Source organism: Streptomyces sp. NPDC054961 (assembly GCF_053609145.1).
This window is the reverse complement of sequence record NZ_JBSGWY010000036.1, coordinates 28,661-42,031: the sequence shown is the minus strand read 5'-3', so window position 1 is coordinate 42,031 and position 13,371 is coordinate 28,661. Positions and strand designations below refer to the sequence as shown.

Here is a 13,371-nt window from a genome sequence, read left to right as displayed (position 1 = left end):
TCGACCCGGGCTCTCCGGCTAGTCCTCTTCGAGGAAGTCGGGCTGCTCGCGGACGATTTCGTCCCAGAGCAGCTGGAAGCTGAACCAGCCCAGCTGCTCGTTGCCGAATCCGTCCCCCGCGGCCACGGCCTGTTCGTGGGTGAAGCTCTTGGGCGTGCCGGCCGCCAGCGCGAGCAGCTGCACCTGGGCGCAGCTGTCGTAGGTGAAGAACCAGTGGACGGCTTCGTCCAGCGAGCCGCCGACGGTGATCAGGCCGTGGTGGCGCAGCAGGATCGCGCGGTTGTCCCCGAGCTTCTCGGCGATGTCGCGGCCCAGTTCGGCGGAGACCGAGGGGCCCTCGTACTCCTCGTAGAGGACCTGTCGGTTGTAGAAGGCGGCCGACTCCTGGTCGATGGGCTCCAGCACGCGGCCCAGGGCGCCGAGCGCGCGGGAGTGCGCGGTGTGGCCGTGGGCGGCGGCCGTGGCACCGGGCTGCATCTCGTGGATCGCGGAGTGGATGACGAAGGCGCTGGGGTTGACCCGGTGCTTGCCCTCCACGACGTTGCCGCCGGAGTCGACGCAGATCAGGTCGGATACGCGGACCAGGTTGAAGGAGACCCCGAAGGGGTTCACCCAGAACCGGTCCTCGTGTTCCGGGTCGCGGACCGAGATGTGGCCCGAGATGCCTTCACCGAAGCCGTACTTGCCGAACAGCCGCAGCGCGGCGGCGAGCCGCTGCTTGCGGTGGCGGCGGGTCTCCTCGTGGGTGGCGAAGACCGGCTCGCTGGGGATGGGCAGGCCGGTGTGGGTGTCCGCCAGGTAGGCGGGCCGGTCGGTCTCGGTGACGCTCATGCTCGGGGGTCCTCATCTCCGGATCGTGTTCCGGTGGCGGTACGGGCGGCGGGACGGCGGTCGGGTACGGACGCGGTCGTGCGGGGCGCGGTCGTGCGGGTGCGGGTACGGCGGGTGCGGGTACGGCGCGTTCGGGCGGGGCGGGCGCGGCGGCGTACGGGCACGGGTGTCGCGGGCGCACCCGCTCAGACCGTGAGCAGGACCTCCTCGGCCTCCCGGCTCGCGGCGGTGACGGTCTCGGAGTGCTGCAGGACCGCGCTGACGATGTCCTGGCTGCGGTCGACCAGCGAGGGGATGCCGAAGGTGAAGAAGAGCGAACCGGCGGCGATGTTCCCGAGCCCGTACAGGCGCGGGTCCGGCCGGCCGTTGGTGGTCAGCTGGCTGGTCGGGCGCGCTATGTGCAGGCCGCCGTGGGGGTGGCGGCTGGCGACGCGGTTGCGCATCAGCGAGGTGACCAGGGGGGCGGCGCTGGTGGGGATGCGCCCCTCGGAGGCGTTCACCGCGCTGATGACGCGGTCGGCGGTGAAGTTGTGGCCTTCGGCGGTGACGACGTCGAAGCCCGCCTCCGGGTTCGGCGTGATGTTCTGCAGACCGGCGACGATCTCCAGCTTCCCCGCCTCGACGAGCTCGAGGAGGACTCCCGCACTGCCGGGCGGCATGGGGCAGCACAGGCTCATGATCGTGCGGTAGTGGGCGCGCAGCAGCTGGACCTTGTCCTGTTCCCGCAGCATCGGCCAGACGTCGGGGCCGGTCTCCGGGACGGCGCGCTGCAGGATCCGCAGGCCCATGTGGGGGGAGTCGACCTCTTCGATCTGCCGGCGCAGCCGGTCGACCGGGTCCTCCAGGTCGACCCGGATGATCTCCGAGACGACCGCGTCGAGGTCGGCGCCCACGTCGCGGAACTCGGCCCGCATGATGGTGGCGATGTCCTCCAGGCTGACCTCGGGGTGGTCCGCGGCCAGTGCCTCCATCCGGTGCGGAGTGAAGTGCCGCAGCTCGAAGGGGACCGCCTTCTGCCGTACGCCGGGCAGGACGCCGCGGCGGGACAGGAGGCTGATCTTGCCCTGGTGGCCCTGGGCGGCCAGGGACAGGATGATGTCGATGGCGGTCAGGCCGCTGCCGATGATCGCGACGTGGTCCTGCTCGCCGACGTCCGCCAGCTTGTCGACGATCGGGTACGGGTCCCCGGTGAAGCCGGGGGTGTCGCCCAGACCGTAGACGTCCTTGGGGCTGTCCCCGCCGACGCACAGGACGGCGTAGTCGAAGGCGCGGGCCCGGCCGTTGCCGGTGCGCAGCAGCACCCGGTTGGCGGCGCGGCTGGCGGAGGCGACTCCTTCGCCGACGAGGTCGACGCGCCAGCCCTGGCGGCGCAGTTCGCCGAGCGCGGCGTACGCGGTCTGCTCCAGGTACTCGCCGTAGACGGTCCGGGGCGCGAAGCGGCTCCCGGACCAGCGGTCGACGCCGGTGCGGACCCCTATGACCTTGTCCCGCGTCTCCAGCCACTTCTCGAAGTGGTGGAGGTCGCCCGCACGCACGGACATGTCATCGGGGGTCGCGTTGACCTTGAGGGTCTCGGTGTCGACCTGGTAGGCACGACCGCGCCACAGGTGCGGTGACGGTTCGAAGACCGTGAGGCTGCCTGGTTCGCTCCGTGTCCGGGACAACGCGTCGATCAAGCAGACAGCAGCCGCGCCTCCTCCGACGATACCGATCGAGAATCCACGGGACATGTGTCAGTCACCTATCAATTCGTGGAAGGCGCTGGGTCGTCGTGCGCCGGCCTTGCTGTCCGCGGTCACGGGGCCCTTCCTCGCCTACTCCGGGGATTCGGTGGTGGCCGCCGGCCGCCCCCGGTGCGGCGGGGGCGGGCCGGGCGGCCGATGGGACGGTGCGCCGACTCAGGCGGCGGAGTTCTTGAAGTTCTTCATCGAGACGGTGTAGTCGCCGCGGTTGGCGCGGTAGTCGATGCAGTACTCCTGGGGGTACCAGCCGCCGAGCTGCCACTGCTGCGGCTGCTTGATGGGCCAGCACCGGCTCGGGTTGACCCCGGTGGCGATGCCTTCGAACCAGGCCTTGGTGATCATCGGCTCGAGGAAGCTGATCTTCGCGTCGTAGGCGCCGTAGATGAAGGTCTGGGTGAAGGCGACGGAGCTCCACTCGGGCGAGTTGAGGTCGATCAGGTGGTTGCCCATCGCCGCCTCGGCGACGCCGTTGTCCCTGTAGTCCTGGGGCATGTACTGCGGGGCGACCGGCTTGGTGGCCGTCGCGTAGTCGTCGCAGTTGATGGCCAGGCCGCAGGGGCCGCTGCGGATCGCGTCGCGCTCCGCCTTGGACTGCGTGTAGAAGTGGAAGTCGAAGTGCGGGGTGTCGTAGATGTGCTCGGGGCCGTGACCCATCGGGTTGTAGTTCACCAGGGCCCACTTGAGCGGCATGCCGGGCAGCGAGGTGAGCTGCGCGGGCAGGTCCAGCGGACGCTCGTGGCCGCCGACGCACTCGGTGTGCTGGTCGACCGTGCCGTCACCGTTCACGTCGTAGCAGTGGTGGCCGTCGGTCATGCTGGTCGGCAGGCCGGTCAGCATGGACTTGGGGAAGACGATCCCGACGGTCTGCGGCTTGGAGCCGTTGAGCTGCGCGTAGGTGCGCACCGTGCCGTTGCCCAGCGCGCTCGGGGTGCCGTACGAGGCGCACGGGCCGGCGTACGAGGGCGTCTGCGTGAGCAGGACGTCCGCGGCCCACTCGGCGACCTTGACCGTGCGCTCGCGGGTCGGGGAGTCCTCGGTGACCAGACAGACGGTCACCGCGCCCGAGGTGCGGGCCGCGGCCTCCGGTGTGGTCACCGTGGCCTGGGCCGGAAGGCTGGGCCAGATCATCAGCGTCAGGGCGGATATCGCCAGGGCCGCTCCGAGGAGCGCCCGCCAGCTCAGCAACTTCTTCGCGCGCACGTCACACCTGTTCCAGTTCGAATCTGTGGAAGCCGCCCTGAAGGAAGATCAGGGGGGACTGGGTCTCGCGGGCACCCATGGCGACGACTTCGCCGATGACCATCACGTGGTCACCCGCGACGATGTGGTCGCGCAGGCTGCACTCCATCCAGGCCGCCGCGTCGAACAGCAGCGTTCCGGTGGCCTCGCCCGGGGCGCCGGGCAGCTCGGTCAGCGCCTGGTCGCGCTCGGGCCGGCGGCGCGCGAACGCGCGGGCGGTGGACTCGCCCTCGGCGCCCAGGATCGAGATCCCGACGACGCCGGTCCGCAGCAGCTCGGCGAAGAACTCCGAGTCGTGGCGGAAGCTCAGCGACACCAGCGGGGGGTCCAGGGAGACGGAGGTGAGCGAGTTGACGGTGATCGCGTTGTGGGTGCGCACGCCGCCCTGGTCGGAGTACGTGCTGACGACGCAGACCCCGGTGGCGAAGGAACGCATCACATCGCGCAGGTCGTGGTTCAAGGCCGGGCCTCTCTGCTGGGCGCGGACGGGTGCGGGCGGCGCGGCGGCCGCGCGCACCCGTCCGTACGGGGGCTGACGGGTCAGTTCTCCTGGGCCCAGCGGCCGCGGGTCCAGCCGTCGAGGTCGTAGTCGTCCATGGCCTTCTGGACCAGGTCGCCGTAGTTGTCGAGGAGGCCGGCGCCGCGGGACCAGTTCAGGGTGTCGAGGCGCACCTGGTCGGGACCGCCGGCGTAGTTGAGCTCGTACAGCTCGTGGCGGGCGCCGAACTCGGTGCCGATCGCGTCCCAGGCCAGCTTGAAGAGCTTGGTGCGCTCCTCGGCGGTGGCGCCGGTGCCGCGGTAGTAGCGGTCGAGCAGCGGGCGCAGTTCGGGGTTCTGCAGGTCCTTGCCGCTGGAGGGGGTCATCAGCAGCGCGCCCGCGAGGTGCTCCTCGAAGAAGCGGTGCGTGCGCTCCCAGCTGATCGGGGCGAGCGCCCGGTAGCCGGCCGAGTAGTCCATGCGGGGCAGGACGGTGCCGGCCGGGCCGGCCTCCGGGTCCAGGGCCATGGCGCTGGTGACGGCCCAGGTCTGGTGGCGCCAGGCCAGCAGCTCGCCGAGGCCGGCCTGGACGCCGCGGAAGCCGTCCGTGCCGTTGATGCGCGTGCCGCGGTCGAGGACACCCGCCATGAACTCGAGCTTGACCGACATGCGGATCGCGCCCTGGAAGAAGCCGCGGGAGAGCAGGCCGGAGCGCGGGAAGTACTGGTGGATCTTCTCGGTGTCCCGGTAGATCAGGACGTTCTCCCACGGGATGAACGCCTTGTCGAAGACCAGGACGGCGTCGTTCTCGTCGAACCGGCTGGAGAGCGGGTTGTCGAACGGGCTGGTGGCCTTGCCCTCGTAGGAGGTGCGGCAGACGACCTTCATGCCCGGGGTGTTCAGCGGTGCCATGAAGGCCAGCGCCATGTCGTCGGCCTTGCCGGCCTCGAGGTTGGCCAGGTGGATCTGGCCGACGAAGGCGACGTTGGTCAGCGCCGAGGCGGTGGCCATGAGCTTGGCGCCCTCGACGACGATGCCGTCCTCGCGCTCCTCGACGACCTTGAGGTAGACGTCGCGGATCTCGTGCGCCGACTTGTTGCGGTCGACCGGCGGGTTGACGATCGCGTGGCTGATCGAGAGGCCCTGGCGGGCGTACTTCTCGTACCAGGCGCGGGCGTTGTCGCCGAAGGGCTCGTAGAAGTCGTGGGTGACGGCGAGGCCGGCCATGAACGACGCCTTGTAGTCCGGCGTGCGGTTCATGAAGCCGTAGCTCAGGCGGGCCCAGTGCTCGATGGCGTCGCGGGCCTTGAGGAGCTCCTCGGGCGAGTGGGCCGGGGTGAAGAAGCGGTGGACGCGGTAACCCGTGTACCGGTCGACCGTCGTCATCAGGTCCTTGGTCTCCGGGTGGTGGAGCGCGTCGTACAGGTGCGCCGTCGACCGCGCGGCCATGGCGAACGCCGGGTGCGTCGTCACGTCCTTGACCAGCTCGCCGTCCACGAAGACCTGACGGCCGTCACGCAGGCTCTCCAGGTAGGAGTCGCCCGTCATGAGGTCGCACGGAGCCTCGGCCGACTGATCCACTATCGGGACCTGACCCATTTTGTGTTCCTCTCCAGGGGTAATACACGCGACCACTGCGGGGCGCACAGTTCGATTGATCCGAGCGTAGGCTCGGGTTCCGATCTGCTCTTGCGGGGCCGCGCACGAACAATTGCCCATTCACGCCAACTCTTGGCCTGGTCACATGGTTGACGTTTTGTCAGCAGGCATGCGGATATCGCCCGCCCCCTGGTCGTGCAGGGTTCGCGCGCGAATCCCGCACGGCGGAATGATGAATTCCCAAAGCCCTGAAATGACGCCGGCCCGGCCGTACATCCGGTGAATACGGATGCACGGCCGGGCCGTACGAAAAGGGAATTGGATAAACCGTTCGGCGGCCGGTCAGGCGGCCGGACGGGTACCGCCGGCGGAAGCCGCGTCGATGCACGCCGCTTCGGCGATCAGGATGATCTTCTCGGCGTGCGGCAGCAGTCGCGTGCCCGCCTCGGTGAGCTCCACCCGGCCGCCGGCGCGATGGAAGAGCGGGGCCCCGATGTACTCCTCGAGGTTCTTGATGTGCGCGGTGACGCTGGGCTGCGAGTAATGGAGGTTCCGGGCGGCACGAGTGAAGCTCATCTCGGCGGCCACTTCGCGGAACGAGCGTAGCTGCTGGAACTGCACGGCAGGGGCTCCCTTCTGCGAGGCTTCACGCCTCGGAGACAAGAAACATACCACGCCGCAGGTATAACTGAGGGGTGTCGTGCGTCTGTTCATTCGTACGACATCCTGCGCACATACCTGTGGCCATGCCCTCAAAAGAGGACATGGCCACGGGTCAGCCGCTGCTTCGTGGTTGACAGCGGGTCTTGCGGAGTGGACTAGTCGGACATCTCCATCGGCGAGAGGAGGTCCCGGGCTATCTGGGGAAGGAGCCGGTCGATCAGCAGGCCGGTGCGCGGGGACCCGTCGGCCGCCCGCGGGATCGCGTCCACGGCCACCGCGTGCGAGAGCACCCACGGCAGGCGCCGCTCACAAGCGGCCAGCGCCGCCTGCCGGCCGCCCGCCTCCTGCTCCTCCTCGGGGAGCGGCACGAAGGCCACCACCAGCGTCTCGCCCACCTCGGGCAGCCGGGTGCGCATCACGGCGACGTCCTGGACGCAGGGCAGGTCGAGGAGTTCGAGTTCGAGCGCGTAGAAGGCCGTCTCGAAGTCCTCCACCAGCACGTCGTCGTAGGGCTGGTCGTCGTAGGAGGGCAGGTTCACGCGGACATCTCCTGTTGCATCGACTGCTCAAGCTGCAGGTTCAGAGTGATGATGGGCAGCACCGCGTCGAGCAGGTCCCCGGTACGGATGCGGCCGGTCGGGCTGTACGGGATGGTGTCGACCGCGATGACGTGCGCGGGCAGCGAGGGGACCCGGCGGGCACAGGCCGCGCCGAGCGCCTGGTAGCCGGTGGCCTCGCGGCCGACGGCCACCGCGATGAACGGCACCACGATCGCGTCGCCCAGGACCGCGCTGCTGACCCGCATGACGGCGGTGTCGCGCAGGCAGGGCAGGTTGAGCAGGTCCGACTCCAGCCGGAACAGCTCGGTGTCCACCGCCGAGTCGCGGACCACCACGGGCACGTCGGTGACCCGTCCGGTGACCACCAGGCGGCCGGTCTCGTCCACGTACCCGGCCTCGTCGGTGACCAGGAAGCTCTGCTCGCCGGCGCCGAGGTCCAGGGCGGCCGTGTGCGTCTCGCCGTCCAGGTAGCCGTCCATGACCTGGTGGCCCGCGAAGGCGAGCCGCCCGGTCTCGCCCTGCTCCAGCGGCCGCCCGTCCTCACCGAGGACGGCGACGGTGGTGCCGAGCGTGGTGTGGCCCGACCGCGGCGGCGACACGAGGAGCTCCTCGGGCCCCATGACGGCGCTCAGCCCGGTCTCCGCGCTGCCGAGCGCGGTGTGCAGCACCGGACCCAGGCGCTCCCAGGCCGTGTTGACGGTCCAGCGGCCCAGGTGGGCACCCGGGGTGAGCAGGAACCGCAGGTGCCGGGTGCGCGGCGAGGGCTCGGCGGTCTCCGGCAGCGCGAGCAGCGCGTGCAGGGTGGAGGGGGTGATCACGCCGGAGGTGACGCGCTCGTCGACCAGCAGGGCGCTCAGGGCCTGCGGGCCGATGCCGTCCGCGAGGACCACGGTGGCGCCGACGCCCAGCATCGTGCGGGTCAGGGCGAGCGCCGTGGACTGGGCCGGCGGGGCGGAGGCCAGGTGGACGTCGTCCCGGTTGAGGCCGAACTCGTCGACCAGGTCGACGAGGTGGCGGCCCTCGTTGGGGGTACGGCGCACCGCGATCCGGGCGGGCCCGTCGCCGCGCGAGCCGACCGCGAAGGACTCGTAGGGCCGCGGGGCGGGCAGGCTGCGCAGCGGTTCGGCCGAGGTCAGGCGGTCGAAGTTCAGGGGCTGGTGCGCGGTGGGGGCCACCTGCGCGCCGGGGGCCGACACCCCGTCCAGGAGGACGTGCAGGGCCTGCGGGCCGCTCGGCCAGACGAGCCGGTCGAGGGTGGCGCGGTGGTCCGAGGTCACGAAGACGACGGCCGGCTCCAGCCAGGTGAGCACCTGGCCCAGGTCGTCGGCGCCGCTGTCCGGGTCGAGCCCGGTGCAGGAGACCCCGAGCGTGGCGCAGGCGCTCATCGCGGCGGCGAGCTGCCAGCTGTTGCCCGCGAGGAAGACCGCGCGGACCGGTCCGTCCCCGGCGGGCAGGTGCTCGGAGAGTCCGGCCGCCGTCCGCTCCACGGTCTCGGCGAACTGGCCCCAGGTCAGCCGCACCTGGCCGTCGACCAAGGCATCACGTGTCACGCCGCCCGCCGCGTGCCGGCGGATGTCATCGAGCTTGATCATGTGGGATCTCCGTGGTCGGTCAAGAGCCTCGTCTGTGGCTCGGGGCCGCGCCCATGGAAACAAACCTGCAAGAAGGTAGGCAACCGTCATCGGAAGTTCTGATATCGATGTCTGCCATGCCATGTCGGACTCGTACGGGCCTCGCGCGGGGCTCCTGCGGCCCGTACGGGCTCCGGAGAGCCCCCACATGCCGCTGCCGGGCGTCGTTGACGCCCGGCAGTCGGGACATGCGCGCCCGGTGCTCGGTGGCCGGCGCCCCCGGGGCTTCGTGGCTACGTGGCCTTGCCGTGGCCCCGGGCTACGCCGTGGCCGGGGGCCAGGTGGCTACGCCGTGGCCGCCACCTGATCCGGGGTCGCGCCGTGGGCTTCCTTCTTCGGCTCGGCCCTCTTCGGCTCGGCCTTCTTGGACTCCGCCTTCGTGGGCTCGGCCTGCGTTTCGGCCTGCGCCTCGGCCTGCGCTTCGGCCTGCTCGGCGCGGATCCGATCGAAGTCCGCCCGGACCCGCTCGGCCCGGCCGGGGGCCATGTCCAGCTGGGCCAGGACGCCCGGCAGCGCGATGATCGGAAGGATGTGCTTGAGCAGGACCGAGGTGCGCACCTCCAGGTCAGACCAGTCGGAGAGCACCTCGGACAGCACCTGGATGCCGGTGAAGGAGCCGACGAAGAGCTCGGCGACCGAGTCCACGTCCACGTGCGCGTGGAGCTCGCCGCAGTCCTTGGCCTGGCTCAACGCGAAGCGGTTGTGCTCGATCCAGTCCCGGTACGGGCGCAGGCGGTCCTGGTGGTGGGCGCCCCGTTCCAGCGAGAGCCTCAGGCTGCCCTGCACCACGGGATCGCCGTGGATCTGGGCGGCGAAGAGCATGCCCGAGTCGATCATTTCCTGGAGCCGGGTGCTCCGGGGCACGAGCGGATAGCCGACCTCGTCGATCTGGCTGGCCAGCACGGCCTGGGCGAGTTCTTCCTTGCCCTTGAAGTAGTAGTAGAAAGCGCCCTTGGTCAGGCCGAGCCGCTGGTAGACGTCAGCGATGGTGGCCCCGTTGAAGCCCTTCTCCGCGAACACGGCACCTGCTGCCTCGACGATGAGTCGCCGGGTTCGTCGGGATTGCTCCTTCTGGGTCACGCTCGCTCCCTTCTTGATGTGTGGCGGTCGACGGTCCCACTTGACGAAGGCACCGAGCATGTCACTGAAAACAGCCGTTGCAAATTATACCAGGCAGCACGTATCTTGCGGCGGCCGGGACTTCACCAGCCCGGCTGCGCAAGGTAGTAGGTCCCGAGGGGGGAACCATGACAATCAGTACAGACATAGGTGTGACCACCCATAGACAGCCCGCCCGGATGCCACAGTCCGGGCCGCCGACCGTGCCCAGTTGGCTCGTACACCGTCCGACCACCTCAGACGTGTTCTTGTCGGACTGGGAGAAAACGGGCACGGATCGCTTCGCCGTCACGCTGCGCTGGCCGGAAAAGCATCCGTTCCATACCGCGCTGCACGGTTTACAACCCCCCACCCTGATAGCGGAGACCATCCGTCAAGCAGGCATGCTCATCGCCCACGCCGAATTCGGCGTCCCGCTCGGATACCACTTCCTGATGTCCGACCTGAACTACACGATCGAGCCCGGACTCCTCGACGCCGACGACCACTCGCCGGTCCGGATCGACGTCACCTGCTCCGCGGTGAGGCTCCGGGGCACCCGTCTCTCCGGGATGACCTGCCACATGGTCCTCGTCCGGGACGGCCGCGTCATCGCGACCGGCGACGGCAGCCTCACCTGCACCTCTCCCGCGGCCTACCGCCGGCTGCGCGGCACGTACGCGGACGCCGGCCCGGTCCACTCGGTACCCGACCCGGTACACCCCGCCCTCGTCGGGCGAACCGTCCCCGACGACGTCCTGCTGGCCCCCACGAAGGACCCCAGCTGCTGGACCCTGCGGGCGCCGATCACCAACAAGACCCTCTTCGCGCGCCCCAACGACCACGTCCCGGGGATGGTCCTGATGGAGGCCGTCCACCAGGCCGCCTACGCGTTCGTGGACGGCATAAGGCTGTACCCCACCTCGCTGCGCCTCGGATTCGAGCGCTACGCGGAGTTCGACGCGCCCTGTCTGATCCAGGCACAGGCCGTCAGCAGGACGCGGCGCGAGGCGCTTTCGCCGAGCGACACGATTTCCCTGCGGATCACGGGGCACCAGTCGGGCCGCCGGGTCTTCCTCGCCGTACTCGAGGGACTTCCGGTTTCCTCCTGATCTCCGTTCCTTTTCCATAGAAAAGCGGAATCAGTTCTGCCGATCCAGCAGGCGAGACGCCCGGAGAGCGAAGTGGCGGCCGGAGCACCGGCATGCCAGCCTGTGGCGTCGCAGATCCGTCCACACCACACACCGGAGGAGAACCACTCCTGTGAGCAGGCAGTGCCCGTTCGTCATCGATCCCCTCGGCCAGGACATCCACGGGGAGATCAAGAAGATCCGTTCCCGGGGCCGGGCCGTCAAGGTCGTGCTTCCCGGCGGGGTGGAGGCCTGGTCGGTCACCGACTACGCCCTCGTCAAACGCCTCCTCACGGACCCCCGGGTCTCGAAGGACGCCTACCGGCACTGGCCGGCGTGGATCGATGGCGAGGTCACCGAGAAGTGGCCGCTCGCCATCTGGGTCTCGGTGCAGAACATGGTCACCGCTTATGGCGAGGAGCATGCCCGCCTGCGCAAGCCCGTGGCCCGCGAGTTCACCACGCGCCGGGTCGCGGCGCTGCGGCCGCGCGTCGAGGAGATCGCCTCCAGCCTGCTGGACCGCCTCGAACGGGTGCCCGCCGGCGAGCCGGTGGACCTCCGCGAGGAGTTCGCACACGTCCTGCCCCACCAGGTCGTGTGTGAACTGTTCGGCATACCCGCCGACGCGCGGCAGCGCCTGCAGGAGATCATCGCGAACTTCTTCGCCACCTCGGCCACCGCCGAGGACGCGATGGCCAACGGGATCGCCCTCTACCAGACCATGACCGAGCTGGTCGCTCACAAGAGGGAGAACCCCTCCGACGACCTGACCTCGGCGCTCATCTCCGAGTGCGACTCGGGTTCGTCGCAGATGAGCGAGAAGGAACTCCTCGACAACCTCATCCTCCTCTTCACCGCCGGGTACGAGACGACGGTGAACCTCATCGACAGCGCCGTCGCCCGTTTGCTTTCGCACCCCGAGCAGCTCGCGCTCGTACGCTCCGGCGAGGCCTCGTGGCAGGACGCGATCGACGAGACCCTGCGCGTGGACCCGCCCGGCGCCCACAGCATCCTGCGCTACGCCGTCGAGACGATCGAGATCGACGACGACGTGAGGATCCCGCAGGGCGAAGCGATCGTCATCTGCTTCGCGGGCGCGGGCCGCGATCCGCTGCACCACGGAGCGGACGCGGACGTCTTCGACGTCACCCGCGCCACCCGTGGCGACCACGTGTCCTTCGGCCACGGGGCGCACTACTGCCTCGGCGTGACGCTGGCCCGTATGGAGGTGGCCATCGCCCTGTCGTCCCTGTTCGCGCGGTTCCCGGAGATCTCCCTGGCCGTACCGGTCGAGGCCCTGCTGCCGAAGTACTCCTTCGTCTCGAACGGCCACCTCTCCCTGCCCGTGCTGCTGGGCGCTCCCCAGAGGGGCTGATTTCGGCCACCGAGGCCGATCCGGTGGGGAGGATCCGCGAAGACTTGCCGTCATGACGAAAGGTTTCGACATGACGGCGAACAGCGGACTCCTGACGGGCAAGCGCGCCCTGATCACCGGCGCGAGCAGCGGCATCGGGGCGGCCGCCGCCCGGGTGTTCTGCGAGAACGGGGCCTCGGTGCTGCTGGTCGCCCGCCGTGAGGCCGAACTGGCCACTATTACAAAGGAGTTGAACGACAAGGGCTTCACCGCCGCCTATGCGGTCACGGACGTCTCGCGCACCGAAGAGGTCAAGCGCGCGGTGGACCGGGCGGTGGAGCTCTTCGGCGGGCTGGACATCGCCTTCAACAACGCGGGCGCGGGGGCCGTGCCCGCGCCGATGCACCTCATGGAGGACGCGGACTTCGAGGCCGTCATGGCCACCAACGTCCTCGGCACCTGGAACTGCATGAAGCACGAGATCGCCGCGATGCTCGCGAACGGCGGCGCGATCGTGAACAACAGCAGCGTCGCCGGTCTCGTCAACACCCCCGCGGCCGCCCCCTACATCGCCTCCAAGCACGCGGTCATCGGCCTCACGAAGGCCGCCGTGGAGTACGCCGCCCAGGGCGTCCGCGTCAACGCCATCGCCCCCGGCACCACGCGCAGCGAGATGATGGGTCAGTGGTTCGACCTGAATCCGGGCCTGGAGGAGCAGCTGCACGCGATGGCCCCGCTGCCGCGTACGGCGGACCCCCGCGAGATCGCGTACGCGGCCGCCTGGCTGCTCAGCGATCAGGCGTCCTTCATGGTCGGCGCGACCGTACCGGTGGACGGCGGCTGGACGGCACGCTGACGGCCGGCCGAGGCCACCGGGAGGCCGGCGCCGTTAACGGCGTTAACGCCGTTAACGGTCCACGCACCGCGTCGAGTCGACGCCCACCCGCTCTGACCTGCACCGTCCGGGGACGTGAAGAACGAGATCGCGCCATTACCGGATCTACCCCTCCCGCCCGACGTGCGGAAACACCCGCCCGCCCCGACCGT

At 69.8% G+C, this 13,371-nt stretch carries 12 protein-coding genes; 3 read left to right on the top strand and 9 right to left on the bottom strand.

The genetic code is table 11. The features are described 5' to 3' along the window. Positions 1-18 precede the first annotated feature (18 nt). The 9 genes from ACWF9Z_RS27455 to ACWF9Z_RS27415 form a co-directional block, all read right to left on the bottom strand. Complete coding sequence (locus ACWF9Z_RS27455) at positions 19-831, bottom strand: class II aldolase/adducin family protein (RefSeq protein ID WP_453606152.1); 813 nt, start codon at positions 829-831, stop codon at positions 19-21. 185 nt (positions 832-1,016) lie between these two features. Then, positions 1,017-2,561: an FAD/NAD(P)-binding protein gene (locus tag ACWF9Z_RS27450; protein ID WP_453606150.1), complete on the bottom strand. Its 1,545-nt coding sequence runs from the start codon at positions 2,559-2,561 to the stop codon at positions 1,017-1,019. A gap of 168 nt (positions 2,562-2,729) precedes the next feature. Next, positions 2,730-3,773 (bottom strand): hypothetical protein, encoded by a 1,044-nt coding sequence (locus tag ACWF9Z_RS27445; protein ID WP_453606149.1) that lies wholly within the window; start codon positions 3,771-3,773, stop codon positions 2,730-2,732. A 1-nt stretch (position 3,774) separates the two neighbouring features. After that, on the bottom strand, positions 3,775-4,272 hold the full coding sequence (locus tag ACWF9Z_RS27440) for a flavin reductase family protein (RefSeq protein WP_356650338.1): 498 nt from the start codon (positions 4,270-4,272) through the stop codon (positions 3,775-3,777). 80 nt (positions 4,273-4,352) lie between these two features. Beyond that, the gene (locus tag ACWF9Z_RS27435) at positions 4,353-5,888 is read right to left on the bottom strand and encodes a 4-hydroxyphenylacetate 3-hydroxylase family protein (RefSeq protein WP_453606146.1); all 1,536 of its coding nucleotides are present in this window, start codon (positions 5,886-5,888) and stop codon (positions 4,353-4,355) included. A gap of 342 nt (positions 5,889-6,230) precedes the next feature. Beyond that, a complete protein-coding gene (locus ACWF9Z_RS27430) occupies positions 6,231-6,509 on the bottom strand; it encodes a LysR family transcriptional regulator (protein WP_356650340.1) in 279 nt (92 codons plus the stop codon). A gap of 197 nt (positions 6,510-6,706) precedes the next feature. Then, complete coding sequence (locus ACWF9Z_RS27425; RefSeq protein ID WP_356650341.1) at positions 6,707-7,090, bottom strand: hypothetical protein; 384 nt, start codon at positions 7,088-7,090, stop codon at positions 6,707-6,709. Then, positions 7,087-8,703: a class I adenylate-forming enzyme family protein gene (locus ACWF9Z_RS27420; RefSeq protein WP_453606144.1), complete on the bottom strand. Its 1,617-nt coding sequence runs from the start codon at positions 8,701-8,703 to the stop codon at positions 7,087-7,089. The genes ACWF9Z_RS27425 and ACWF9Z_RS27420 overlap by 4 nt, the downstream gene beginning before the upstream one ends. Positions 8,704-9,027: 324 nt before the next feature. Continuing rightward, positions 9,028-9,822 carry a ScbR family autoregulator-binding transcription factor gene (locus ACWF9Z_RS27415; RefSeq protein WP_453606143.1) on the bottom strand — a complete coding sequence of 265 codons (795 nt, stop codon included), beginning with the start codon at positions 9,820-9,822 and terminating at the stop codon, positions 9,028-9,030. A 167-nt stretch (positions 9,823-9,989) separates the two neighbouring features. Between ACWF9Z_RS27415 and ACWF9Z_RS27410 the strand changes: the two genes are divergently transcribed. The 3 genes from ACWF9Z_RS27410 to ACWF9Z_RS27400 all read left to right on the top strand — a co-directional run bounded on the left by ACWF9Z_RS27410 (position 9,990) and on the right by ACWF9Z_RS27400 (position 13,180). Next, positions 9,990-10,952, top strand: coding sequence for a ScbA/BarX family gamma-butyrolactone biosynthesis protein (locus tag ACWF9Z_RS27410; RefSeq protein ID WP_453606141.1), 963 nt, complete (start codon positions 9,990-9,992; stop codon positions 10,950-10,952). 151 nt (positions 10,953-11,103) lie between these two features. Further along, a complete protein-coding gene (locus tag ACWF9Z_RS27405) occupies positions 11,104-12,345 on the top strand; it encodes a cytochrome P450 family protein (protein ID WP_453606139.1) in 1,242 nt (413 codons plus the stop codon). A 52-nt stretch (positions 12,346-12,397) separates the two neighbouring features. After that, positions 12,398-13,180 (top strand): SDR family NAD(P)-dependent oxidoreductase, encoded by a 783-nt coding sequence (locus ACWF9Z_RS27400; protein WP_453606137.1) that lies wholly within the window; start codon positions 12,398-12,400, stop codon positions 13,178-13,180. The last annotated feature ends 191 nt before the right edge of the window (positions 13,181-13,371 follow it).